The sequence below is a fragment of the Burkholderia sp. BCC0419 genome (genome assembly GCF_902830285.1).
Taxonomy (GTDB): Bacteria; Pseudomonadota; Gammaproteobacteria; order Burkholderiales; family Burkholderiaceae; genus Burkholderia.
In genome coordinates this window covers 843,575-868,409 of the sequence record NZ_CADESR010000001.1, presented here as the reverse complement: position 1 = coordinate 868,409, position 24,835 = coordinate 843,575, and the positions used below count along the sequence as shown (strand labels likewise).

Here is a 24,835-nt window from a genome sequence, read left to right as displayed (position 1 = left end):
CCGCGTCGCACGGGTGGCTCCGGCCATTCGGGCGGTTCGGGCGGCTTAAGCGGCTTGAGCGGTGCCTACGCCAGCACCCGCGCGCAATTGACGCTGCGGTTTTGGCGACCTAGATTAACCGCATGCGCCGTCGCGCCGCGGTCTCCCGCCGTCTCGAGTGCGCCGCGCGCTACACGCGCGCAGCATCCGTCGCGACCGGTCGCCGGCCGCACCTTCCCCGACAGGATCCCCCCCCGTGAACCGCTCCGAACTGCTCGCGCGCACCGGCTGCCTGACCGTGATCCGGCCGCCCGCGCCGCCCGTGAAGCCGGCGCCCGGCCAGCCGGGCAGCCTGTCGTCCTACGTGCCGGCGCTGCCGGAAGTGTTCGTCGCGATTCTCGACGACGGCCGCATCCTCGCGTTCAACGGCCACGTCGATCTCGGCACCGGCATCCGCACGTCGCTCGCGCAGATCGTCGCCGAGGAACTCGACGTGCCGGCCGCGCGCGTGACGATGGTGCTCGGCGACACGGCCGCGACGCCGAACCAGGGCCCCACCATCGCGAGCGCGACGATCCAGATTTCCGCGACGCCGCTGCGCTGCGCGGCCGCGCAGGCCCGTCACGCGCTGCTGGCGCTCGCCGCCGAGCGGTTCGGCGTCGAGGCCGGGCAACTGGCCATCGACGATGGAACGATTGCAGCCGATGGACAGGCGATCACGTTCGCCGCGCTCGTCGCCGCGCAGCGGATCGCGCTGACGCTCGACCTGACCACCCGCACGAAGGACCCCGCTCGATACCGGATCGTCGGCCGCTCGTCGCCGCGCGTCGACCTGCCCGCGAAAGCGACCGGCCAGCTCACGTTCGTGCACGACATGCGCGTGCCGGACATGCTGCACGGCCGCGTCGTCCGGCCGCCGTATGCGGGCCACGACAGCGGTCCGTTCGTCGGCACGTCGCTGGTGGACGTCGATCGCGCGTCGGTGGCCGACGTGCCGGGGCTCGTGGCCGTCGTCGCGATCGGCGATTTCGTCGGTGTCGTCGCCGAGCGCGAGGAGCAGGCGATCCGCGCCGCGCGCCAGTTGCGCGTGACGTGGCGGCCGCTTCCCGCGCTGCTGCCGCTCGACGAGCCGGCCGCCGCGATCGCCGCCGCGCCGGCCCGACGCCGCGTGCTGCTCGACGAAGACGACGTGGACGCCGCGCGAGCGGAACCGGACACGCTCACGCTGTCGCGCACCTATGCGTGGCCGTTCCAGATGCACGGCTCGATCGGGCCGTCCTGTGCGCTCGCCGACTACCGCGCGCCCGGCGACGGGCGCATCACCGTGTGGTCCGGCACGCAGAACCCCGTGTCGCTGCGCTACGACCTCGCGACGCTCGTCGCGCGCGACGAAGCCGATGTCGATGTCGTGCGGATGGAGGCGGCCGGCTGCTACGGCCGCAACGGCGCGGACGACGTGTGCGGCGACGCGCTGCTGCTGTCGCGCGCGGTCGGCCGCCCGGTGCGCGTGCAGTTGTCGCGCGCGGACGAACATCTGTGGGAACCGAAAGGCGCGGGCCAGTCGATGCAGGTGACGGGCACCGTCACGCGCGACGGCCGCCTGCTCGGCTATGACTTCACGACGCGCTATCCGTCGAACGACGCGCCGCTGCTCGCGGCGCTGCTGACCGGCGCGCTCGCGCCCGAGCCGCGCGTGTTCGAGATGGGCGACCGCACGGCCGTGTCGCCGTATGCGAGCCCGCATCGTCGCTTCGTCTGCGAAGATCTCGCGCCGCTCGTGCGCGCATCGTGGCTGCGCGGCGTGTCGGCGTTGCCGAACTCGTTCGCGCACGACGCGTTCGTCGACGAATGCGCGGCGCTGACCGGCGTCGATCCGCTCGCGTTCCGGCTGCGCCATCTGCAGGACGCGCGCGCGACCGAACTGCTGCAGGCGGTGGCCGACCGTGCGGGCTGGACGCCGCGTGTGCCGCGCCCGCTGAACGAACCCGACGAATCGCGGCTCGTGCGCGGCCGCGGGATCGCGTATGCGCGCTACGTGCACAGCCGCTTCCCCGGCTTCGGCGCGGCGTGGTCGGCGTGGATCGTCGACCTGAGCGTCGACCGCATGTCGGGCGAGATCCGCATCGAACGCGTGACGGTCGGCCAGGACACCGGTACGATGATCAACCCGGACGGCGTGCGCCACCAGATCCACGGCAACGTGATCCAGGTATTGAGCCGCACGCTGAAGGAGCGCGTGCGGTTCGCGGACGGCAAGGTCGCGTCGCGCGAATGGGCGAGCTACCCGATCCTGACGTTCGCGGAAGTGCCGGACGTCGATGTCGTGTTGATGCCAAGGCAAGGCGAACCGCCGCTCGGGGCGGGTGAGTCGGCATCGGTGCCGGGCCCAGCCGCGGTCGCGAACGCGTTGTTCGATGCGACCGGCGTACGCTTCTACGCGCCGCCGTTCACGCCGGAAACCGTGCGTGCCGCGCTGCAAGAAGCCGGCCGGCTGATGCGCGCCGACGCGGCCCGCGCATCGGTCGCGGCGGGCCCGACATAGGGTGGCCTGCGCCGCGCGTCCCGCGTCACGCGTCGCCGTCTTCTTCCATCATCTTGCGCAGCAGGAACTGCAGCGCGACCCGTTCGCCGGGATTGAGCGCGCCATACGTGCGCTCCGTCACCTGCCGCGCGAACGGCACCGTGCGGTCGATCAGCGCGAGGCCGGCCGCGGTCGTGCGTACGATCAGCTTGCGGCCGTCGTTCGGGTCGGGCAACACCTCGATCAGCGCGCGTGTCTTCAGGCGCTCGACGACGCCGCGAATCGTCGCCTGATCGATCGCGGTCGCCTTGACGATGTCGTTCAGCGAACACGCCTGCCGTTCCTTGACCGCGCACAGCGTCACGAACTGCGCGGCCGTGAGATCCGAATCGGGGATCGCCTCCTGGAAAATCGAAACGTGCCGCTGGTACGCGCGGCGCAGCAGATGCCCGACCTGGTCGTGAAAATCGTATGAATCCTTGGAAGACGCCATGAGAGTGCAGGCCCGCGCCCGCATGCAAATGAAAGACAAGCAGTGTACACCCTCAAATCGGTGCAGCCGGCGGGCGCACGATCGCGTCATTGCGGTGCATCATGATTCGCGGAATCGCATGCAGGTTGCGCGTGACGATCGTCCGACCGTAGCGGGTCGCCCGCCCATCGCGTCGGCGCGTCGGCCCGACCGCGCACCGTCGCAGCGGCTGCCGCACGTGTATGCGTCCGCTGCTGCCGGCTCTCGCGCACACACTTCAATTTTGAGCGCATACGCACGAATTTCGTGCATGCCGTCACGGGTGACGAAGCCTTTTCAGCGCATGCTTCATATCGCCCAAAACCCCTTTGCAAACACGGCCTTTTCCCGCGCAAACGCTCGCTTAAAGGTGTCCGGATTCATGCCTGCTCAATTCGGTATTTTCTAGTGTGTACGCTATGTATTTGACGTGATATACAGACTCCTGTGCGCAGCGGAACGCCCGCTTGCGTCGATCGCGCCACCCATTCATCCGTCACACTCGAACAGGGGCAGTCCCATGTCTACCGCACACCCGAGCGCCGCCGTGTCCGCCGACGACGCGCTGCACGGCGCTCTCTATCGCAAGGTCACGCTGCGCCTCATCACCCTCTTCTGCCTGTGTTACTTCGCGGCCTATCTCGACCGCATCAACATCGGGCTCGCGAAGCTCCAGATGCTCGATGCGCTGAAGTTCAGCGACACCGTGTACGGCCTTGGCGCCGGCCTGTTCTTCGCCGGCTACATCCTGTTCGAAGTCCCAAGCAATCTGGTGCTGCAACGCGTCGGCGCGAAGCTGTGGATCGCGCGGATCATGATCACGTGGGGCCTGCTGTCGGGCGCGACGATGTTCGTGCACACGCCGATGCAGTTCTACATCGTGCGCTTCCTGCTCGGCGCCGCCGAAGCCGGGTTCCTGCCGGGCGTGCTGCTGTACCTGACGCAGTGGTATCCCGATGCGCGTCGCGCGCGCATCGTCGCGCTGTTCATGGTGGGCCTGCCGCTGTCGAGCATGATCGGCAGCCCGATCTCCGGCTGGATCATGCGTGCGTTCGACGGCGCGCACGGGCTCGGCGGCTGGCAGTGGCTGTTCCTGCTCGAAGCGCTGCCGTCGGTGCTGCTCGGCTTCGCGGTGCTGCGCTGGCTGCCCAACGGCATCGAATCCACGCAATGGCTGAACGCCGACGAGAAGCGGATGCTGCGCGCGAATCTCGACGCCGATCCGTCCGGCAACAAGAGCCACGCGCTCGGCAAGGCATTCTCCGATCCGAAGGTGTGGGCGCTCGGCCTGATCGACCTGTGCGTGCTGCTCGGCCTGTATGCGGTGAGCTTCTGGCTGCCGACGATCCTGCGCGACACCGGCGTGAAGGACGCTTATCACATCGGCTGGCTGATGGTGATCCCGAACGCCGCCGCCGTGCTCGCCACGCTGTTCTGCGGCGCCAGCTCCGATCGCGCGCGCGAACGCCGCTGGCATATCGTCGTCCCGTTCCTGGTGTCGGCCGTCGCGCTGGCGATCGCGGCTTCGTCGTCGCACGGCACGCTCGGCACGGTGCTGCTGTTCTCGCTGATCAACGCAGGCGCGGCCGCCGCGATGCCGGTCGTGTGGGCGCTGCCGTCGACGTTCCTGAAGGGCTCGGCCGCCGCCGGCGGGATCGCGTTCGCGTGCTCGATCGCGAACCTCGGCGGGTTCGGCAGCACCTATTTCATCGGCTGGCTGCGCGACACGTTCCATTCGCAAAGCGCCGGGTTGGTCGGATTCGCCGCGTGCATGCTGGTCGGCTGCGCACTCGCGCTCGCGTATCCGGCCCGGCTCGTGAACCGCTGATAAACCACTGAGCAGCGCGCCGCGCGCGCAACGCTGCCTTTTTACAACCGCGCCGATCGCGCGGTCCGCCCCCTCCACGTTCCCCGTGTCATCCCGCGCACGCCGCCAGCCCGGCGCGTGCGCGCTTCCCGCCGCCGTGCCGCCGTCGCTCGCCGCTTTTTCTCCGCACAGGCACGTCGATTGCGTCATTCCCGCGCCCGCCATCCGGCGGACAGCCATCTTCCTTCCAACCGGCGCTGCGCCCCGCGCGATCCGTTGCGCGGCGGTCCCGCATCGCAAGGCAGGTTTCCTGAACGAGAGGACGACATGAAATCAATACGAACGATAGTGGCCCTGTGCTCGGTCATTTCCGTGCTCGCAGCGTGCGGCGGCGGCGACGACGCCGGGACCGAACTCGGCATCTCGAAGCCGCAGGCGCGCTTCATCAACGCGGTGCCGGCCGGCCCGAACCTCGACTACTACCTGAATGCGAAGGTCGACCAGTCGGGCGTCGCCTACAAGGGCGTGACGCGCTATCACGACGTCGATTCGGGTACGCAGACCGCGAGCTACGACGTGTCGGGCACGACCACGACCATTGCGTCCCAAGCGTTCAGTGCCGCGAACGGGCACCACTACACGACGATCGCGCTGCCGAGCACGACGTCGCTGATCTCCGTGATCGACGATCCGTACGACAAGGGCCTGCTGTCGGACAAGGCGCGCGTGCGCAGCTTCAACGCGTCGCCGAATGCGCAGAACGTTGACGTGTACGTCGTGCCGCCGGGCACCGACATCACGACGCAAAGCCCGACGATGGCGGGCGCGGCCTACCAGAATGCCGTGCCGGCCACGACGCAGGATTCGGTCTACCTGAACGGCGGCACCTACCAGGTGATCGTCACGACGGCCGGCAGCAAGTCACCGATCCTCAAGACCGCGCCGGTCAGCATCGGCAACAACGCGGACTGGCTGCTCCTGACGATTCCGTCCGGCGGCGTCGGCGACGTGACGCCGAACGACATTCACGTACTCGTCGCGCAGGGCAACAACGCCGATACGTCCGCGCAGGAACTGGGGCCGCAGTAAGGGCCTGAAACGATCGCGGCGGCCGGTGCGATTGCATCGGCCGCCGCGGGTCGAATACCGGGATCAGTCGTCGGACCGTTCGAGACAGATCACGTGCTCGGCACGCGTGCGGTCACCGTGCTCGACATCGACGTCGCCGACATGGCGCACGCGCCAGCCCGGCCGCGTCGCGATCTGCGGCAGGTTGCCGGACGGCCGGCTCTCGATCCCGCCGAGCCCTTCGTCGGGCGTCTCGACCGCTTCGTCGAGCGACGCGTTCGAATAGATCACGTTGTCCTGCAGCTCCGACGCGCCGGTGCGCGCCTCCATGCCCTTGCCGTCGACGTCGACCGTGTTGTCGGTCATCGCCATGTTCGCGTTGTCGAGCGTGACGATCCGGCCGGCCGCCCGGCGCACCGGATCGCCGCTGTCGACCGCATGCGCGTCGACGTCGATCGCCGGCAGGCCGGTCGGCATTTTCCCGGCGACCGCCTCAGGCGTCAGCGGACGCCGCGCCACCTGCGCGGCCTGGGTCGCCGCGTCGGGCATGTCGCCGGCCGCCGGCGTCTTCACCGGGCTCTTCTCGATCTGTTCCCGCTGCTTTTCCGGGGTAGGGTTCGATTCCGCGTTCTGCATCGCACCTCCTTGGCCGGCCTGCGAACGCCGGCGTCACGCCGTCGCCGCCGGGCCGGAAATCGCTACAACGGTCCTTGCAAATCTTTCACGCGCACGGCCACGCACGCGCGCCCTCCGGCGCGCGTGCCACCGGCACGGCACCCGGCCGGCGGACCGCACGCTCAGGCGCCGTCCGCCTGACCGCCCGACCGCGTCAGCCGCCGCTCGCGCCGGGCGCTGAAGCCGCGCCCGGCATGCTCGTGCCGGCCGCCCCGCTGCTCGGCATGGCCGATGGCGCGGTGGAAGGCGCGGCCGACATGCCGCTGGCTGCGCCCGAGTCGGAACTGGCCCCGCCGTTGTCGCTCTTCTTCTGGCAGCCTGCGCCGGCCGCCAGGCCCGCGATCAGGAGGCCGGCGAAGACGGCTCGCGATACGTGACGAAATGAATATCGCTGCATGACACCTCCGCTGATGTCGATGTGGATGGAACCCGCTGACCCGCAATTTGCGTGCCGTCGCCGGCCGCCTTGGCCGCACGCGTCCCATTCATTTTTCGAATGACGCCCAGCCGAATATTTAATTTCCCATCACCGGGCCCGCCGCCCATACTCGCGAACAAATCCGAGACATAACGTCCACGGCGGCCGGGCCCGCGCTGCGTACCCACGCGGCCGGTCTCGCGCCCCGCACATGGAAGGAGACAACGGCGTGCAACTGGAAGCCATCCACCGCGCGGGCATCGGGCTCGGCGCGGACGACGCATCGCATCGAACCGACACGGCCGCGCGCGATCCCGCGCTGAGCCCGCGGCTGCACAACCCCGATCTCGCGCCGACCCAGGCCGAAGGCCGGACGTGGGGCCGCTACAGCATCTTCGCGCTGTGGACCAACGACGTGCACAACATCGCGAACTACTCGTTCGCGATCGGGCTGTTCGCGCTCGGCCTGTCGGGCTGGCAGATGCTCGCATCGCTCGCGATCGGCGCGGTGCTCGTCTACTGCTTCATGAACCTCACCGGCTACATGGGCCAGAAGACCGGCGTGCCGTTCCCGGTGATCAGCCGGATGAGCTTCGGCATCTACGGCGCGCTGCTGCCCGCGATGATCCGCGCGGTGATCGCGATCGCATGGTTCGGTATCCAGACTTATCTCGCGTCCGTCGTGCTGCGCGTGCTGCTCACCGCGATCTGGCCGGGCCTCGCCGCGTTCGACCAGAACGCGATCTTCGGGCTGTCGACGCTCGGCTGGATCACGTTCGTCGCGATCTGGCTGGTGCAGATCGGCATCCTCACGTACGGGATGGAAATGGTCCGCAAGTACGAGGGGCTCGCCGGCCCGGTGATCCTCGTCACGACGCTGTCGCTCGCCGCATGGATGTTCAGCCGCACCGGCGGCCATCTCGCGATGTCGATCGGCAAGCCGATGACCGGCCTGAAGATGTGGACGGAAATCTTCGCGGGCGGCTCGCTGTGGCTCGCGATCTACGGCACGCTGGTGCTCAACTTCTGCGATTTCTCCCGTTCGTCGCCGAGCGCGAAGACGGTGCGCGTCGGCAACTTCTGGGGTCTGCCGGTCAACATCCTCGTGTTCGCGACGATCAGCTTCGTGCTCGCGGGCGCGCAGTTCAAGCTGAACGGCCACATCATTCACAGCCCGACCGAAATCATCGCGACGGTACCGAACAAGCTGTTCCTCGTGCTCGGCTGCCTCGCCTTCCTGATCGTGACGGTGGCCGTGAACATCATGGCGAACTTCGTCGCGCCGGCCTTCGTGCTGACGAGCCTCGCGCCGCACCGCCTGTCGTTCCGCCGCGCGGGCCTGATCAGCGCGACGATCGCCGTGCTGATCCTGCCGTGGAACCTGTACAACAGCCCGATCGTGATCGTCTATTTCCTGTCCGGCCTCGGTGCGCTGCTCGGCCCGCTGTACGGGATCATCACGGTCGACTACTGGCTCGTGCGCAAGCAGCGCGTGAACGTGCCCGATCTCTATACCGAAGCGCCGACCGGCGCCTACTTCTACACGCGCGGCGTGAACCGCAAGGCGCTCGCGGCGCTCGTGCCGTCCGCGCTGATCTCGATCACGCTCGCCGTCGTGCCGGCCTTCAGCGCGATGACGCCGTTCTCGTGGCTGCTCGGCGCGGCGATCGCGGGCAGCGTGTACTGGCTGCTGGCCGATCGCAAACGGCACTACGAAGAACGCTCCGGCGAACACATCGCGGTCGCCTGCGCGCAACACTGACACACACGCATACGGAGTTACCGATGAGAATCCTGGTAGTCAACGTCAACACGACCGAATCGATCACCGACGCGATCGCCGCGCAGGCGCAGGCCGCCGCGTCGCCGGGCACGGAGATCGTCGGGCTCACGCCGCGCTTCGGCGCGGAGTCGATCGAAGGCAACTTCGAGAGCTACCTCGCGGCGATCGCCGTGATGGATCGCGTGTTGCGCTACGACGAGCCGTACGACGCGGTGATCCAGGCCGGCTACGGCGAACACGGCCGCGAAGGGCTGCAGGAACTGCTGACGGTGCCCGTCGTCGACATCACCGAAGCGGCCGCGAGCGTCGCGATGCTGCTCGGCCATCGCTACTCGGTCGTCACGACGCTCGACCGCACGGTGCCGCTGATCGAGGATCGCCTGAAGCTCGCCGGGCTCGATGCGCGCTGCGCGTCGGTGCGCGCGAGCGGCCTCGCGGTGCTGGAGCTGGAGGAGAATCCGGCCCGCGCGATCGAGTCGATCGTCGGCGAGGCGCGGCGCGCGGTGAAGGACGATCACGCGGAAGTGATCTGCCTCGGCTGCGGCGGGATGGCCGGCCTCGACCGGCAGATCGAGGAATGCACGGGCGTGCCGGTCGTCGATGGCGTGTCGGCCGCGGTCGCACTCGCCGAGTCGCTGGTGCGCCTGAAGCTGAAGACGTCGAAAGTCCGCACGTACGCGCCGCCGCGCCCGAAGCGGATCGTCGGCTGGCCGGGAACCTTCGCACAATGACGGGCCGCCGGCCGGCTGCCGTGTGGCGCGCACGCCCTGTCTCGCCGGGACGCGTATCGGCATGCGGAACCCGCTAGACCCGACCGCCCTGCCCCGCGACGCGTCCGACGCCGCGGGCGCGCTCGACGTGCTCGATGCACGGCTGATGCGCATCCTGCTCGTGCTGCTGACCGAGCGTACCGTGTCGCGTGCGGCCGTGCGCCTGAACATGTCGCAGCCGGCGACGAGCGCCGCGCTCAAGCGCCTGCGCACGCTGCTCGGCGATCCGCTGCTGGTGCGCAGCCGCTACGGGATGGTGCCGACCGAGTTCGGCGCGCGGCTGATCGAACCGCTGCGCAACGCGCTGCGCGTGATCGACTTCATCCGCATCCAGCAACCGACGTTCGACGCACGCACGTCGGTGCGCACCTACCGGATCGGCTGCCCCGACTACCTGAACGTGCTGTTCGTGCCGAAGCTCGTCGCGCTGTTTCGCGAACGTGCGCCGAATGCTCATCTCGTGTTCCATCCGCTCGGCGACGGGTTCGACGACGAGCGCGCGCTCGCCGACGGCGAGCTCGACGTCGTGATCGACAATCGGCCCGCACGCCGGTCGCGCTTCCGGCAGGACGACCTGTTCGACGATCGGGTCGTATGCCTGATGCGCGCGACGCATCCGCTCGCGCGACGCGGTGCGATGACGGCGGCCGACTTCGCGCAGGCGGCGCAGCTGTGCCCGACGCCGTCGTGGCTCGAAGCGTCCGGCGCGATCGACCGGCAGCTCGAACGCGTCGGCCTGCAGCGGCGCATCGTCGTCACGCTGCCGCACTTCGAACTGGCCGCGCATGCGCTGGTGCGCACCGACATGATCCTCACCACCACGTACCGGCTCGCGCGGCACTACGCGAAGCTGCTGCCGCTCAGCGCGGTTGCGCTGCCGGCCGAGCCGCCGGACATCGTGTACCGGATGACGTGGAACGAATCGGGATCCTGCGCGGAAGGCGGTCGGTGGCTGCGCGGGCTGATCGCGGAAGCGACGCGTGCGTGGCTCGACGCCGAGGCGATGCTGCCGGCCGTCGCCGCGGTCGCTGCGTCCGGGGCCGATGCGGACACCGCGACAACCCCGCCGGCCGTCGCCGATCCGCCCGAGCCCACCCGGCGCACGCGCCGCAGACCGGCCACGCATTGCCACGCGTCGCACCCGTCGCGCGTCGCGCAAGCGGCACGCATCCATCGCATCTCGACGAAGTCGCACTGACCGGCACCGCACCCGGGCCGGCAGCATCCGCTCGACCGCTGCATGTCAGACCGGTCCTATTTACCCGCGCCGCACCGACTCGTCAGAATGACGCCTTGAACACGTGCCGACGGACGTCGCATCGCGAACGCCCGTGGCCGCTTTATCGAATCGAGGAAACCCATGAAGAACGTACTCGTCGCGCTGGCCGTCCCGGTCGCGCTATTCGTGAGCACCGGCGCATTCGCCGGCACTCAGGACTGCGCAACACGCATCCGTGCGCTGCACACGCAGATCGACAACGCGAAACGGTTCGGCAACACGCAACAGGCGATGCGCCAGCAGGCCGCGCTCGAACGGATCAAGGCCAACTGCACGGACGCCGGCCAGCTCGCACGCGCCGAACGCAAGCTGACCGACAAGGCGCGCGACCTGCGCGACGCGGAAGACGAAGTACGCAACGCACAGGCGCGCGTCCACGAAGCCGAAGCGCTCGGCGATGCAAGGAAGCTGAACGACGCGCAACGCAAGCTCGCCGACAAGCAGGCGAAGCTGCGCAACGCCACGCGCGACCTGCATGACGCGCAGGTCGATCGCGACGCGCTGAAAGGCTGACGGATCGAAGGGTTGAAACGACGGGCCGCGCGAGTGCGATCGCGATTTGCCCGAACACGGGCAACAGAATCCCGATCGTCGACGACATCTTGAATAGGCTGCGTGAAACGAGAACGCGCCAGCTTGACGGTTCCGTGCCGGCGCGTCCCATGCGCGGCGCAGGCAGGCTTGTCCGTCACGCGCGTTCGCGCACCGGTTGCGCAAGCAACGTGTATGCAACGACGGCCGCACCGAGCGCCAGCACGCCGCTCACCGTCAGCGCGTCGGCAAACCCGCTCGCGAACGCGACCGGCGCCGCCTGCGCGAGCGCACCGGCAGCCGACGGCGGCACGCGGCCGAGCGCCTGCGCGAGGTCGCCGGCCAGCAGGCTCGACATGAACGATGCATCGGCAAAGGCGCGCAGGCCGGGCGTAGCGGACAGCAGACTGTCGAGCCGGGTATGCGTACTCGCGGCCAGCACCGCACCGAGCACGCCGACGGCCGTCACGATCGCCGAGAAGCGCGTCGTCGTGCTGATGCCCGACGCCATGCCCGTGCGATTCGGCGGCACGCACGCCATGATCGCCTTCTGCGTGTCGCCGTTCATGATGCCGGCGCCGCACCCCGTCACGAACATGCCGAGCGCGACGAGCCGGTAGTCGCTGCTGGCCGTCAGCGCCGCGGTCGCGAGGTTGCCCGCGCCGATCAGCGCGAGCCCCCCCGCCAGCACGCCGCCGGACGACACGCGCGCGGCGAGCGCCGCGCCGAGCGACGGGCCGGCGATCATCGCGAACGCGAACGGCAGCATGCCGAGCCCCGCGTCGATCGCCGACATCCCGAACGCGTTTTGCAGGTACAGCGGCAGGAACGTCATCATCACCTGCGCGCACGCCGCGTAACCGAACATCGCGAGCACGGCGCCGACGAAGCGCGGCTGGCGGAACAGTGCGAGATCGATCATCGGCCGCGCCTGCCAGCGCTCCGCACCGACGAACGCCGCCAGCAGCGCGGCCGCGAGCGCGAGCCGGCCAAGCGTCGCGGCCGACAGCCAGCCGTGCGACGGCGCGCCGATCAGCGCCGCGATCGCACAGGCGAGCGCCGCGCCGAACAGCAGGCTGCCGGCCGCGTCCACGCGTTTCGCATGCGGATCGTTCGATTCGTCGATCGCGACGCGCGCGCCGGCCGCCAGCAGCAGGCAGACGGGCAGGTTCAGCAGGAACACCCAGCGCCACCCGATCCATTGCGTGATCGCGCCGCCGACGAGCGGCGCGATGGCCGTCGCGATCCCCATGCACATGCCCCAGATCGCCCACGCGCGCGCCCGCTCGCGCCCGTCCGGGAAACGGTTCGCGATCACCGCGAGCGCCGCGGTCAGCAGCAGCGCGGCGCCGCCGCCCTTCACCGCGCGCGCGGCGATCAGCCAGCCGGCCGACGGCGCGATGCCGCAGCCGAGCGACGCGAGAAAGAAAATCGCGAGCCCCGTGAAAAGCATCCGCTTGCGCCCGAAGCGGTCGGCGAGCCCGCCGGCCGGCAGCAGGCACGCGGCGAACGCGGTCATGTACGCGCTCACGACCCATTCGATGTCGGCGAAGCTCGCGTGAAAGCTGCGCGCGATGCTCGGCAGCGACACGGCCACCACGTTCGTGTCGAGCACGATCAGCGAGCAGGTCGCGGACGCGACGGCGAGCGTCGCGGCGGCAGGCAGGCGGGTGCCCGTGCGCGGGGCGGCAGCCGCGCTCGCGCGCGACGCCGGTGAAGACTGGGACATCGGCCACTCCGGAACAGGATGAACGAGCCGTATGCTAGGCTTGCCCGGTATTGCCTGTCATTGATACTTCAATGCTGTTTGATTGACGAAAATCGCAACCATGAGCCAGCTCGAATTCCGTCACGTGCGCGCATTCCTGAGCGTCGCGCAACACCTGCATTTCGCGCGCGCGGCCGAGGCGCTCGACATGGCGCCGCCCGCGCTCACGCGGCAGATCCAGGAAGCCGAGCGCGTGCTCGGCGTGCGGCTGTTTCACCGGTCGCGCCGCGCAGTCACGCTGAGCGCGGCCGGCGAGGCCTATCTCGCCGAAGCGAGCGCCGCGCTCGACCATCTGCAGCGCGGCCGCGAACTCGCCGCGCTGGCCGAACGCGGCGAACTCGGCCGGATCGAGATCGGCTATGTGTCGTCGGCCGTCTATTCGGGCACGCTGCAGCGCACCGTCGGCGCGTTCCGCGCCGCGCACCCGCGCATCGAGCTGAACCTGCGCGAAGTGCCGATGGACGACGTCGCGAACCAGCTCGACGCGGGCCGGCTCGATCTCGCGTACGTGCGCCCGCCGCTGCCGCTGCCCGGCGGGCTGCGGATCGTCACGCTGCAGCGCGACGTGTTCGTCGCGGCCGTGCCGGCCGATTCGCGCTATGCGGCGATGGCGACCGTGCGCGCGGCGGACCTCGCCGACGCGCGCTTCGCGGTGCCCGAACAGGAGCTTGGCACGCTCGAAGTCGCGCGCCGCGGCCGCTTCGCGCCGGTCGTCGCCGCGCGGCCGGGCGGCCTGCTCGCGGTGCTCGCGTGCGTGTCGGTGAACGGCTGGGTCGCGGTGATTCCCGATGCGCTCGCCGCTTGCGTGTCGCTGCCGGGCGTCGTGTACCGGCCGATCGCCGGCAAGCCGATCATGTCGGAACTCGCGCTCGCGCACCGGCGGTTCGAAAAGGCGCCGGCCGTGCGGGCCTTCCTGCGCACGGTTGCGCCGGCCGCGTAAGGCGGCCGCGCAAGCGCCCGGGCGTCGGGTCGGCGCCGGCCGCACCGGCGGTCGCCGCGCGAATATGCATTTCACGATTCGATGTTTGTCGGCCGGAAACCGATTCCGTAACCTGCCCGGCAGCCGCGCCGCCCGCGCGCGGATCACCGAGGACACGCCGCCGATGACCCACTCTTTCGCCCCAGCGCGCCGCCGCGCGCTGCAGCGCCTTGCCGCCCTCGCCGCCGCGCCGCTTGCGGGCGGCCTCGCGCTGCCCGCAAGCGCGGCCGGCACCGACCTGTCGGGCGTCACGCTCGTGCTCGGCGACCAGGCCGGCGGCCTGCGGGCGCTCGCCGAAGCGGCGCGCGTGCTCGACGGCACGCCGTACCGGTTCCGCTGGGCCAACTTCCAGGGCGCCGCGCCGCTGTTCGAAGCGCAGCGCGCGGCCGCGATCGATCTCGCGCCGGCCGGCGACCTGCCCGTGCTGACGGCCGCGCTCGGCGATCCGTCGTTGCGGATCGTCGCGACGCGCGTCGGCTCGCCGGCGTCGCTCGGCATCGTCGTGCAGCCCGACTCGCCGGTTCGCACGGTGGCCGACCTGAAAGGGCAAACCGTCGTCGTGTCGTCGGCGCGCGGCAGCATCTCGCAATACCAGTTGTACGGCGCGCTGCGCGAACACGGACTCGCGCCGCGCGACGTCGACGTGCGCTTCGTGCTGCCGGTCGACGCGTTCGCCGCGTTCGAGGCAAAACGGATTCCCATCTGGGCGACCTTCGACCCGTACTACGGGCATGCGGTGCGACGCGGCGCGCGCATCGTCCGGGACGGCAGCGGCATCAATTCGGGGCTGGCGTTCCTCACGTCGCCGATCGAAACGCTGAACGACGGCGCGAAACGCGCGGCGCTCGCGGACGTGCTTGCGCGGCTCGCCCGTGCGGGCCAATGGGCGCTCGCGCACCCGGCCGACTATGCGAGCGTCTATGCATCGCTCACGCGCCTGCCGCCCGACGCAGCCGCCGATATCGCGCGCCGGGCCGCGCTCGCGCAGCGCAGCCTCAGCGGCGCCGACATCGACGTGCTGCAACGCGTCGCCGATCGCGCGGCGGCGGACGCGATCCTGCCGAAGCGGGTCGACGTCGCGTCGATCGCGGTGCGCAACCTGTCGGCTGCGTAACCGGCTTCGCGGGTACTCAGTTCGGCTTCGACATATCGAGATCCGGCACGTCGTCGCCGAACGTCGACGCGACCAGCGTACGCATCGCGGCAACCAGCAGCATCGGCCCCGACTGGCTGAACGTGCGGCGCCCGCCGTCGACGTCGAAAACGCCATCCCGGCGCCGCCGCGCGCGGATCGCCGGCAACCGCCGACCGGCATCTCCCCCGGCAAGCCCGTCCGCCATCAAAACCGCCGATACGTGTTACGAATCGGCGATTCCTGCCTACAATGAATGCAACGCCTGTCGTCCGGTCGGCGGTGGACAAGCAGGCGGGAACCGAATTCGCGCCGAACCGGGCCGGACCCGTTCGGCAAACGACAACCGGAACCATACGGTGCAGCGCAGGCCGGATCTCTCGGGAGACCGCAGGATGCCAACGTACGCCAGGAAGCCGCTGATATCGCTCGTCGTGCCGTTTCACGACGAAGAAGAAACGATCGACGCGTTCTTTGCCGAAACGCTGCCGGTTCTCGAGTCGGTCGCCGGGGTGCGCTTCGAGATCCTCTGCATCAACGACGGTAGCCGCGATCGCACGCTCGACCGGCTGGTCTCGGTCGCCGCCGGCGACCCGCGCGTGCACGTCGTGGATCTCACCCGCCGCTTCGGCAAGGAAGCGGCGCTCACCGCCGGCCTCGACGAGGCGGCCGGCGCCGCGGTGATCCTGATCGATGCGGACCTGCAGGACCCGCCCGCGCTGATCCCCGCGATGATCGAACACTGGCGCGGCGGCGCCGAGGTCGTCGCCGCGAAACGCACCGACCGGATGTGCGACCCGTACCTGCAACGCGCGGCCGCGGCGCTCTACTATCGCGTGCACAACGCGCTGTCCGAAGTCGACATGCCGGAAAACGTCGGCGATTTCCGCCTGATGGATCGCGAGGTCGTCGATGCGCTGCGCGCGCTGCCCGAGCGGCGACGGTTCATGAAGGGGCTGTTCGCGTGGGTCGGTTTTCGCACCGCGATCGTCGAATACACGCGTGCGCCGCGCAGCGGCGGCCGCTCGAAGTTCTCCGGATGGCGGCGCTGGAATTTCGCGCTCGAGGGCATCACGAGCTTCAGCACCGTGCCGCTGCGCGTGTGGACTTACGTCGGCCTCACGTTCGCGATGCTGTCGCTCGTGTATGGCGCCTTCATCGTGGTGCGGACGTTGCTGTACGGCAATCCGGTGCACGGCTACCCGTCGCTGATTTCCGTCGTGCTGTTCGTCGGCGGCATCCAGCTGATCGGCATCGGCGTGATCGGCGAATATCTCGGCCGGATCTATCACGAGTCCAAGCAGCGCCCCGTCTATCTCGTGCGGCGGCGCTACCGTGCCGAGCGCGATGCCGCCGGGCAGCCGGCCTCGAAGCTGCTGCAGTTCCCGCTGAAGCGTGCGCACGCGGCCCGCCGCCGGACGGCGATGCCGTCGGCCGCCGGCGTCGCCGCCCGCAAAGCGTCGTTCAAGTAGAACCGGCTCGCGGCAATTGGACATTCCCCGGCAATCGATACGCTCGGCGGCGCGCCCGGTCGCCGCGTGGCTCACACCGCGACGCGTCGTCCTGTACAGCGCGCTGATGCTGGCGCTGTACGCGCTGTTCATCGCGATCTGGACGACGGTCGTTCGTCACGCGTCCGGCAGCGTCCTGTCGCGCCCCGGCGCCGACTTCTCGGTGTTCTGGTCGGCCTCGTACGTCATGCTGCACGGCTCGCCGGCGCAAGCGTACGATTTCTCCGCATTCTCGCGGCTGTTGCCCGAGCTGTTCCCGCATCTTCGTCGCGACGTCTTCGCCCCGTGGCTGTACCCGCCCACCTATCTGCTGCTCGTGACGCCGCTGGCGCTGCTGCCCTTCGCGCTCGGTTATCCGCTGTTCGTCGCGTTCGGCGTGTTCATGCTCGGCCTCGCCGCGTGGCGCGTATCCGGCCTCCGCACGACTCCCGGCGCATGGCGCGCCGGCGCATTCGCGCTGATCGCCGCGCCGTGCGTGTTCGTCACCGCGACGCTCGGGCAGAACACGTTCCTGACCGCATCGTGCGCGGCGCTGGCCGTCTATTGGGCGGATCGGCGGCCGTTGCATGCCGGCCTCTGCATCGCGCTGCTGTCGGTCAAGCCGCAGATGGCGCTGCTGTTCCCGTTCGTGCTGGTCGCCGTGCGCGCATGGCGCACGATCGCGTGGGCCGCGCTCGCGACCGGCGCGTTCGCCGCGTTGAGCGTGCTCGTCTGCGGCGTCGAGTCGCTGCGCCTGTTCGTCGCCAGCGCCGGCCTCGTCCGCTCGATCGTCCTCGAGCATGGCGTGGTGTTCTGGTTCGCATCGCCGACGCCGTTCGCCGCGTTCCGCCTCGCGGGCGTGCCGCTCGGCGCCGCGTATGCCGCGCATGCGGGTATCGCCGCGATCGCGATCGCCGCCGCCTGCATCGTCTGGACGCAGTCGCGCGACACCCGCGTACGCGCGGCCGTACTGGCGGTCGCGACGCTGGTCGCCAACCCGTACGTGTGGCACTACGAACTCGCGTGGCTCGCGATCGCGATCGCCTGCATGCTCGCGATCGGCTGGCACGACGGCTGGCTGCGCGGCGAACAGGCCGCGATCGCGCTGATGTGGGCGCTGCCGATCGCCGAATACCTGAACCCGTGGCTGCAACTGCCGCAGCTCGGCCCGGCCGTGACGCTCTTCGCGCTGCTGGTGCTGCTGCGCCGCGCGCGGCACGACGCTCGCCACACTCACAACGCCAGCCGAGGCGGCACGTACACGCCGTAGTACGGCCCGACGCCCGTCGCGACGCCGGTCATCTTGACGCCGGCAACGAAGTGCCCCTGGATGTACTTGTACGTGCCGCCCAGCGACACGTCGATGTGGAACGCCGCGAACGCGACGATCGGCACGCTGGTGCTGCTCGACGTCTGCGTGACGACGGGCAGCACGACCGTCGCGCCGACCGGCACCGACGTATAGAGCGTCGCCTTCACGCCGGTCGCGAGATTGATGGTGTCGCCGATACTGAGCGTCGTCGGGTTGCCGGTCACCATCAGGCCGCCCATCGTCGTCGTGTCGGTCGCGGTCGACTGGAACGACGTCCACTGGCCGCCCATGCACAGCGCGCCATACGTCTGTCCGTTCGTGATCGAAAACTTGTACGGCAATCCCGTCAGCGGATCGATGAACGGCTGGTTGGTCTGCGCATTCCAGTACTGGTTGTACACGCACTGGTCGATCGCGACCGGAAAGAGCGCGCCCGCCGCGACCCCGCCCGGCGCGGCGAGCACCGCGATCGCGGTCGCGCCGCCGGAGGCGCCGGGGATGCCCAGCAGTCCGCCGAGCAGCAGCGGAATCGAGCCGCCGTTGACGCCCGGCGCGCGCGACACGGTCACCTGCACCGCCGGCACGTCGTAGGGGCCGGGCGTGATCGTGGTCGGCTGCATCGACGCAGGCGTGCGCGTCACGTTCCAGTAGCCGGCCGTCACCGTGCCACTCGCCAGCGGTGCGCCCGCCGCCGAATTCCGCGCGATCACGCCGTTCGCCGCCGGCGCGGCCTGCGACCAGTTCAGCGCCCCGCCGGTCGGCGACATCAGCGCATCGGCGCCCGCGAGCGCGGCCGCGTCCGCGGCATTCTGCAGCTGGTTGCGCACCGTGGCGACCCACGCGATGTCGATCGCCAGCGCGCCGAACGACAACAGCGGAATCAGGAACATCAGGAAGAACAGCGCGACGGAGCCGCGCTCGCGCGCCGTCCCGCTGGATGGCTTGCCGGCCGCGTCACTCATAGAGCATCACCGAGCTGGCCGAAATCGTCACCGGGCCGGTCAGCGCGCTGAACGCCGAACCGAGCACCATTCCCGAATACGTGTAGGTGACCGTGACCGTCAGCGCGGTGCCCGACGTCGTGCCGTTCGCCTGCGTCACGGTGACGGTCGGCGTGGTTGCGGTGCCGCCCGTGATCAGGCTGTTCTGCGTGTAGCTCAACGCGACGTTGGCGATCTGGGTCGTGGTCAGCATCGGCACGCGCAGCATGACGCCCGCACGCGCGGCTTCGCGGCTCGCGTTCGTGATCACGGCCTTGTCGCACAGGAGCAGGCTCGTGTCGATGATGCCGATCAGCACCATCAGCAGGAACGGCAGCATCAATACGAATTCGAGGGATACGACGCCGCGCGCGTGGCGGGCGCCCGTCGCCCCGCGTGTCATTTTGCGGCCCCCGCGGCGGGCGGCACGGTACGCGGCTCGAGCGCGGCGCCCTTCAACGGCCGCGCCGCATCGGCGACCGGGCGCGACGCGAGCTGCGCACGTACCGCCTGGTACACGCGCAGATTGTCGGCCACCGCCGACGCGGGCAGATCCGCGGACAGCAGCTTCTTCGCCGAATCGGTGTTGCCGAGCACGCCATACGCGAACGCGAGATTCTGGCGCGCCTGCCACGGCGCATCGGGCAGCCCGGCCACGTCGAGCAGCACGTTCACGCCCTCGCGCGGACGATTGCTCAGCACGAGCGACAGCCCGAGGTCGACGCGCAGCCCCTGCGCGTCCGGATGGGCGCGCAGCGCATCCCGGTACACGGCCTGTGCGTCCTCGTGGCGGCCCTGCAAGTCGAGCACCGTGCCGAGCCCCTGCGCCGCGAGCGGCAGGTTCGGCTGTGCTGCGAGCAAGTCGCGATAGCGGAGCGCAGCCTCGTCGAGCCGCCGCTGCCGCAACGCGACGCGCGCAAGCCCGACCTGCGGCCCGAGTTCCGCGGGCGCCTGCTGCCGTGCCTGCTCGTAGAGCATGCGTGCGCGCTCCAGATCGCCGGCGCGGTAGTTGACGTCGGCGAGCCCGAGTTGCGCCGCGAGCGAATCGGGATGCCGGGCGAGCACCTTCCCGTACAGCGTCGACGCGAGATCGACGTTGCCGCCGGCCAGCGCGCTGTCGGCAATGCGCAATTCGGCCTGCGGGTCGTCGCTCTTGTGCGACAGCGCCGGCCGCGTCTGGATGCCCGGCGCGCAGCCGCCGGCCAGCAGCGGCAGCACGGCCGCGAAGGCGAACGCACGGATGGCGGAACGCTTCATTTGAACACCTCGAGCAGACGGATGGCCGCCGGGCCTGCCGCGATCAGGCCGACCGTCGGCAGGATGAACAGCATCATCGGCAGCGTGATCTTCGGCGCGAGCTTCGCGGCCTGCTCCTCGAGCGCGACGATCTGCTCGGTGCGCTCGCTGCGCGACAGGGTCCGCAGCGCCTGCGTGATCGGCGTGCCGAACCGCTGCGATTGCGTGAGCGTCGTGGCGAGCGAGCGCGCCGACGCAAAGTCGACGCGGACGGCGAAATGCGTGAGCGCTTCGGACACGTTGCCGCTCAGCGTCAGCTCGTCCGCGCATACCGTCAGCTCGTCGGCGAGCGGCGGGCAGATGCGCTTGAGTTCGCGCGCAACGCGCCGCACGCCCGATACGAGGCTGTTGCCGGCCATCGTGCAGATCACGAGCAGGTCGAGCGCATCCGGAAAGCACGCGGCGATGATCCGTCGGCGGCGCCGGATCATCGCGCCGAGCACGTATTCCGGCACGATCACGCCGACCACGAACGCGGCGACCATCGCCACCGCCCGGATCACGAAGTATTCGCCGAAGCGCGGAATATACGGGCTGAACACGATCGCGACGCCGGCGAACAGCACGCCGCAACTGAGCTTGATGCCGATCATCGACGACACCGCACGCCGTTCGCGAAAGCCCGCGCGCGTCAGTTGCAGCCCGAGCTTCGCGCGCTGCATCGGATCGAGCACGGGCAGCCGCTCGCCCAACTGCGCGAGCCGTCGCGTCAGATCCTGACGCACCTCGCCCGGCTGCAGGCGCCCCCCGCCCAGCGACGGCGGCCGCTGTCCGGCGGCCTGCTGCACGCGCACGGCGATCCGCCGGCGCGTGCCGCCGCCCGGCGTCGCGAGCGCCGCCGCGACGCACGCGAGCAGCAGCAACAGTTCGAGGCCGCGGGCGGCCAGCATCGACATCGTCATCGCGCGGTATCCAGTTTCGAGATCTTGCGAATCGTCAGCAGCCCGATCGTCAGCAGCACCGCGGCGATCGTCAGCATCACGCGTCCGGCATGCGTGTCGAACAGCAGCATCACGTATGCGCGGTTCACGAGAAACAGTGCGCCGATCATCACGAACGGCACCGCCGAGATGATCTTCGTCGTGATCCGCCCCTCGGCGGTCAGCGCGCGTGTCTTCAGGCGGATGTCGCGACGCGTGCGGATGATGCTCGACAACTCGTCGAGCGTCTCGCCGAGGCTGCCGCCCGTCTCGCGCTGCAGCAGCAGGTAGACGGTGAAGAACGAGAAGTCCGCGATCATCAGCCGGTCGGCCGCGTGCGTCAGCACGTCCTTCAGATCCGCGCCGACGCGCAGGCTGTCGCCCATCGTGCGAAACGTCGAGCGCACCGGCTCCGCCGCGCTGTCGCCCACCGTGCTGATCGCCTGCGTGACCGGAATGCCCGCGCGCACCGCCCGCACGATCAGGTCGATCGCGTCCGGAAACGCTTCGAGAAAGCGCAGCCGGAACCGCTCGACCAGCGCGCGGTAGCTGGCGCGCATCGCCACCAGCGGCAGCCCGACGTAGATCAGCGGATGGACTATGCGCGGCAACGCGACGAGCTCCACCACCACGATCGCGGCCAGCGCGCCGGCGATCGTGGCGGCGACGACGATCCGCATCCCGCGTTCGCCGCCCACCGCGCGCACGCGCGTCACGTAATGCTGCAGCCGCGCGCGCGCGCGGCCTTGCCGCCGCGGCAGGTTGAACAGCGCGACGCCGGGTGCGGCGGTCGCACCGGCCTCCCGGCCCGCCAGCGATGACGCAAGGTGCCGCATCCGCGCACGCACGCGCTGCTCCGGCGTGTGGCGCGCACGATCGAGCCACGCCGACAGCGCGAGACCCGCGGCCAGGATCACGACGAACGCGCCGAGCGCGAACAGGTCCGCGGCCCTCATTGCCGGAATACCTCGGAGAGCGCATCCTCGACGCCGTAGTACGCGGCGCGCGGCGCGAACGCGGGCCGCAGCGACGACGCCTCGAACACGCCCTTCACCGCGTCGCGCGTCGTGTCGCCGTCCTGGCGGAACGCGAACAGGTCCTGGGTGATCACGACCTCGCCCTCCATCCCGACGATCTCGGTGATCCGGGTCACGCGGCGCACGCCGTCGCGCATCCGCTCGACCTGCACGAACAGGTGCACGGCGCTCGCGATCTGGCGCCGGATCGACAGCAGCTGCAGGTTCGCGTTCGCCATCATGACCATGCTTTCGAGCCGGCTGATCGCGTCGCGCGGCGAGTTCGCATGGATCGTCGTCATCGAGCCGTCGTGGCCCGTGTTCATCGCCTGCAGCACGTCGAACGCCTCCGCGCCGCGGATTTCGCCGAGGATGATGCGGTCCGGCCGCATCCGCAGCGCGTTGCGCACGAGATCGCGCTGCGAGATCCCGCCGAGCCCTTCCGTATTCTCCGGCCGTGTCTCGAGACTCACCACGTGCGGCTGCAGCAGTTGCAGCTCGGCCGCGTCCTCGATCGTCACGATCCGCTCGTGCTCCTCGATGTGCTGCGACAGCGCGTTGAGCAGCGTCGTCTTGCCCGAGCCGGTGCCGCCCGAGATCACGATGTTCAGCCGGCATGCGCAAGCGACCTTCAGTACCTGCAGCATCCCGTGCGAGATGTTGCCCTGATGCGCCATCCGCGCGAGCGTGATGTCGCGCTTCGCGAACTTGCGGATCGAGATCGACGCGCCGCGCATCGCGATCGGCGGCAGCACCACGTTCACGCGGCTGCCGTCGGCAAGGCGCGCGTCGACCATCGGGCTGCTCTCGTCGACGCGCCGCCCGACCGCCGCCGCGATCCGCTGCGCGACGCTCGTCACGTGCGCGTTGTCGCGAAACTTCAGCGGCGTGAGTTCGAGCCGGCCCGCGCGCTCGACGTACACCTGGTCGGGGCCGTTCACGAGGATGTCGGACACGGTGTCGTCGGCGAGCAGCGGCTCGATCGGCCCGACGCCGAACATGTCGTTCAGGATCGCGTCGACGATCAGCACCTGTTCGCCCGCGGTGATCTTCAGGCGTTCGCGCTCGACCGTATGCGCGGCCACCTGTTCGATGCCCGCCCGCACTTCGTCGCGCGTCTTCATCAGCGCGGCCGACATGTTCATCGACGCGAACACCGCGGTGCGGATCGCGTCGAACTTGCCGGAGCGGATCAGGGCCTCCTGCGTATCGGCCACCGTCGTCCCGCGCGCGGGCGCGGGCGCCGCCGGCGGGGCTGCCGGGGGCGCCGGGCTCACGGCCGGCCCCGCCGCGGGCGCATCCTCTCGCGGCGCGGCACGGGAACCCGCCGGCGCAGGGTCCGGCGTCGGCCGTTTGCGGGTACCGAACGTCACGATCCTTTCCTCCGTTTGAAGAAGCGCGCATACCACGGCTCGGCGACGACCATCGATTCGCCGGTGATGCCGTTCGCGAGCAGCCGGATCTCTTCCAGGAAGCCGCGGCGTTTCGAGCCTTCGATCGGCTCGGCCAGGTTCTCCGCGACCGCGAGCGACTGCGCGTCGTGCGGCAGCTCGCGCAGCCGCACACCGCCGAACGCGTCCTCGAAATCGGACTGCGCGACGCGCCCCTTGACCGGCTCGAGCGGATTGTTCAGCACCATCGACAGCATCCGCTCGCCCGGTATTTCCTTCACGAAGCGTGCCAGCCGCGCGGCTTCGTACGCGGCGTGCACCGACCGATCCGCGACGATATAGACGAGATCGGACGCCGTCAGCGCATCCTCGAACAGCTTGCCGGCACGGTAGCCGACGTCGAACAGCACGTAATGGAAGCGGTCCTTCAGCATGTCGACGAGCTGCGCGATCGCATCGTCGCGCAGCAGCGCGTCTTCGCCATACGCGAGTTCGGCCGAGAGCACGTGCAGGCGGTCGCCTTTCGTGACGAACATGCGCTCGAACAGCGCGTCGTCGGGGCGCAGTTCCATGTTCAGCAATTCGATCAGCCCGTTGTTGCTCGACAGCCCGAGCATCGAGTTCGCGCCGCCGCCATGCAGGTTCAGGTCGACGTAGGCGACGCGCCGCCGCTTCTCGCCCGCCAGGCAGCGCGCGAGGTTGACCGCGATCGTCGTCGTGCCCACGCCGCCGCGTGCGCCGACGAAGCTGACGATCTTGCCGGTGCGCACCTGCACGACCGACTCCGTCGTGGTCAGCGCGCGCCGCATCAGCTCGACGGTCAGCGGCTTCACGATGTAGTCCTGCACGCCGATGCCGAGCAGGTTGCGGAACAGCCCGACGTCGTTCTGCGTGCCGATCGCGATGACCCGCACCGACGGCTCGCACACGTCCGCGAGCCGCATCAGGTCCGACACCGGCAGCACCGAATCCGACACGTCGACGATCAGCTGGCGCGGCGAGCGCTCGTGCTGCTGCAGCAGCCGGATCGCATCGTCGCAATGGCCCGGCTGCACATGGGCGCGCGTGATCGACAGGTCCTGTGCGACGCGGCGGATCACATCCTCGCTGCCGGCATCGGATACGACCGCGATGAGATCCGCCGCTCCGGCGGAGGCGGCGCGCTTGGCGTTCTGGCGGTCGAGGACGTTCATGGGCGGCATCGCGATC

Annotated in this window: 23 protein-coding genes; 12 read left to right on the top strand and 11 right to left on the bottom strand. The window is 69.8% G+C overall.

What is annotated here, in order from left to right; translation table 11 throughout:
- Window positions 1-235: 235 nt before the first annotated feature.
- Window positions 236-2,521 carry a molybdopterin cofactor-binding domain-containing protein gene (locus HWW87_RS03865; RefSeq protein WP_175819304.1) on the top strand — a complete coding sequence of 762 codons (2,286 nt, stop codon included), beginning with the start codon at window positions 236-238 and terminating at the stop codon, window positions 2,519-2,521.
- 25 nt (window positions 2,522-2,546) lie between these two features.
- On the opposite strand, the gene HWW87_RS03860 is transcribed toward HWW87_RS03865, so the two are convergent.
- The gene (locus tag HWW87_RS03860) at window positions 2,547-2,993 is read right to left on the bottom strand and encodes a MarR family winged helix-turn-helix transcriptional regulator (RefSeq protein WP_174388519.1); all 447 of its coding nucleotides are present in this window, start codon (window positions 2,991-2,993) and stop codon (window positions 2,547-2,549) included.
- A 538-nt stretch (window positions 2,994-3,531) separates the two neighbouring features.
- Between HWW87_RS03860 and HWW87_RS03855 the strand changes: the two genes are divergently transcribed.
- Together HWW87_RS03855 and HWW87_RS03850 are read left to right on the top strand one after the other, a co-directional pair.
- A complete protein-coding gene (locus HWW87_RS03855) occupies window positions 3,532-4,839 on the top strand; it encodes an MFS transporter (protein WP_175819303.1) in 1,308 nt (435 codons plus the stop codon).
- A 306-nt stretch (window positions 4,840-5,145) separates the two neighbouring features.
- A complete protein-coding gene (locus tag HWW87_RS03850) occupies window positions 5,146-5,907 on the top strand; it encodes a DUF4397 domain-containing protein (protein WP_175819302.1) in 762 nt (253 codons plus the stop codon).
- A 63-nt stretch (window positions 5,908-5,970) separates the two neighbouring features.
- Here the strand turns inward: HWW87_RS03850 and HWW87_RS03845 are convergent, their stop codons facing one another.
- The gene (locus HWW87_RS03845) at window positions 5,971-6,522 is read right to left on the bottom strand and encodes a DUF3005 domain-containing protein (RefSeq protein ID WP_175819301.1); all 552 of its coding nucleotides are present in this window, start codon (window positions 6,520-6,522) and stop codon (window positions 5,971-5,973) included.
- Window positions 6,523-6,755: 233 nt separating this feature from the next.
- Here HWW87_RS03845 and HWW87_RS37070 point away from each other — a divergent pair, with 233 nt between their 5' ends.
- The 5 genes from HWW87_RS37070 to HWW87_RS03820 all read left to right on the top strand — a co-directional run bounded on the left by HWW87_RS37070 (window position 6,756) and on the right by HWW87_RS03820 (window position 11,324).
- Window positions 6,756-6,938, top strand: a complete 183-nt coding sequence (locus HWW87_RS37070; protein ID WP_174434220.1) for a hypothetical protein — start codon at window positions 6,756-6,758, stop codon at window positions 6,936-6,938.
- 252 nt (window positions 6,939-7,190) lie between these two features.
- Window positions 7,191-8,741: an NCS1 family nucleobase:cation symporter-1 gene (locus tag HWW87_RS03835; protein ID WP_175819299.1), complete on the top strand. Its 1,551-nt coding sequence runs from the start codon at window positions 7,191-7,193 to the stop codon at window positions 8,739-8,741.
- A 23-nt stretch (window positions 8,742-8,764) separates the two neighbouring features.
- Entirely contained in the window at window positions 8,765-9,493 is a 729-nt protein-coding gene (locus tag HWW87_RS03830; RefSeq protein ID WP_175819298.1) for an aspartate/glutamate racemase family protein, read from the top strand.
- 61 nt (window positions 9,494-9,554) lie between these two features.
- Window positions 9,555-10,730, top strand: a complete 1,176-nt coding sequence (locus HWW87_RS03825) for a LysR family transcriptional regulator (protein ID WP_175819297.1) — start codon at window positions 9,555-9,557, stop codon at window positions 10,728-10,730.
- Between the two features lie 162 nt (window positions 10,731-10,892).
- Window positions 10,893-11,324, top strand: coding sequence for a DUF1090 family protein (locus HWW87_RS03820; RefSeq protein ID WP_175819296.1), 432 nt, complete (start codon window positions 10,893-10,895; stop codon window positions 11,322-11,324).
- A gap of 175 nt (window positions 11,325-11,499) precedes the next feature.
- On the opposite strand, the gene HWW87_RS03815 is transcribed toward HWW87_RS03820, so the two are convergent.
- On the bottom strand, window positions 11,500-13,071 hold the full coding sequence (locus HWW87_RS03815; protein ID WP_175819295.1) for an MFS transporter: 1,572 nt from the start codon (window positions 13,069-13,071) through the stop codon (window positions 11,500-11,502).
- 100 nt (window positions 13,072-13,171) lie between these two features.
- Between HWW87_RS03815 and HWW87_RS03810 the strand changes: the two genes are divergently transcribed.
- Window positions 13,172-14,050, top strand: a complete 879-nt coding sequence (locus HWW87_RS03810) for a LysR family transcriptional regulator (protein ID WP_175819294.1) — start codon at window positions 13,172-13,174, stop codon at window positions 14,048-14,050.
- A 163-nt stretch (window positions 14,051-14,213) separates the two neighbouring features.
- A complete protein-coding gene (locus tag HWW87_RS03805) occupies window positions 14,214-15,203 on the top strand; it encodes an ABC transporter substrate-binding protein (RefSeq protein ID WP_175819293.1) in 990 nt (329 codons plus the stop codon).
- Window positions 15,204-15,219: 16 nt separating this feature from the next.
- On the opposite strand, the gene HWW87_RS03800 is transcribed toward HWW87_RS03805, so the two are convergent.
- Entirely contained in the window at window positions 15,220-15,432 is a 213-nt protein-coding gene (locus HWW87_RS03800) for a hypothetical protein (RefSeq protein WP_175818730.1), read from the bottom strand.
- Between the two features lie 184 nt (window positions 15,433-15,616).
- Here HWW87_RS03800 and HWW87_RS03795 point away from each other — a divergent pair, with 184 nt between their 5' ends.
- Together HWW87_RS03795 and HWW87_RS03790 are read left to right on the top strand one after the other, a co-directional pair.
- Window positions 15,617-16,693, top strand: coding sequence for a glycosyltransferase family 2 protein (locus HWW87_RS03795; RefSeq protein ID WP_175819292.1), 1,077 nt, complete (start codon window positions 15,617-15,619; stop codon window positions 16,691-16,693).
- 16 nt (window positions 16,694-16,709) lie between these two features.
- Entirely contained in the window at window positions 16,710-17,981 is a 1,272-nt protein-coding gene (locus tag HWW87_RS03790; protein WP_175819291.1) for a glycosyltransferase family 87 protein, read from the top strand.
- Here the strand turns inward: HWW87_RS03790 and HWW87_RS03785 are convergent.
- The 7 genes from HWW87_RS03785 to HWW87_RS03755 are packed head-to-tail and all read right to left on the bottom strand — an operon-like array spanning window position 17,945 to window position 24,828.
- A complete protein-coding gene (locus HWW87_RS03785; protein WP_175819290.1) occupies window positions 17,945-18,985 on the bottom strand; it encodes a TadG family pilus assembly protein in 1,041 nt (346 codons plus the stop codon). The two genes, HWW87_RS03790 and HWW87_RS03785, sit on opposite strands and share 37 nt — an antisense overlap.
- On the bottom strand, window positions 18,978-19,406 hold the full coding sequence (locus HWW87_RS03780) for a TadE family protein (protein WP_175819289.1): 429 nt from the start codon (window positions 19,404-19,406) through the stop codon (window positions 18,978-18,980). Before HWW87_RS03780 ends, HWW87_RS03785 begins: the two co-directional genes overlap by 8 nt.
- Complete coding sequence (locus HWW87_RS03775; RefSeq protein ID WP_175819288.1) at window positions 19,403-20,260, bottom strand: tetratricopeptide repeat protein; 858 nt, start codon at window positions 20,258-20,260, stop codon at window positions 19,403-19,405. The genes HWW87_RS03780 and HWW87_RS03775 overlap by 4 nt, the downstream gene beginning before the upstream one ends.
- The gene (locus HWW87_RS03770) at window positions 20,257-21,201 is read right to left on the bottom strand and encodes a type II secretion system F family protein (RefSeq protein ID WP_175819287.1); all 945 of its coding nucleotides are present in this window, start codon (window positions 21,199-21,201) and stop codon (window positions 20,257-20,259) included. The genes HWW87_RS03775 and HWW87_RS03770 overlap by 4 nt, the downstream gene beginning before the upstream one ends.
- A complete protein-coding gene (locus HWW87_RS03765; protein WP_175819286.1) occupies window positions 21,198-22,175 on the bottom strand; it encodes a type II secretion system F family protein in 978 nt (325 codons plus the stop codon). Before HWW87_RS03765 ends, HWW87_RS03770 begins: the two co-directional genes overlap by 4 nt.
- Entirely contained in the window at window positions 22,172-23,608 is a 1,437-nt protein-coding gene (locus HWW87_RS03760; protein ID WP_174434238.1) for a CpaF family protein, read from the bottom strand. The genes HWW87_RS03765 and HWW87_RS03760 overlap by 4 nt, the downstream gene beginning before the upstream one ends.
- Window positions 23,605-24,828: an AAA family ATPase gene (locus HWW87_RS03755; RefSeq protein ID WP_175819285.1), complete on the bottom strand. Its 1,224-nt coding sequence runs from the start codon at window positions 24,826-24,828 to the stop codon at window positions 23,605-23,607. Before HWW87_RS03755 ends, HWW87_RS03760 begins: the two co-directional genes overlap by 4 nt.
- Between the last annotated feature and the right edge of the window lie 7 nt (window positions 24,829-24,835).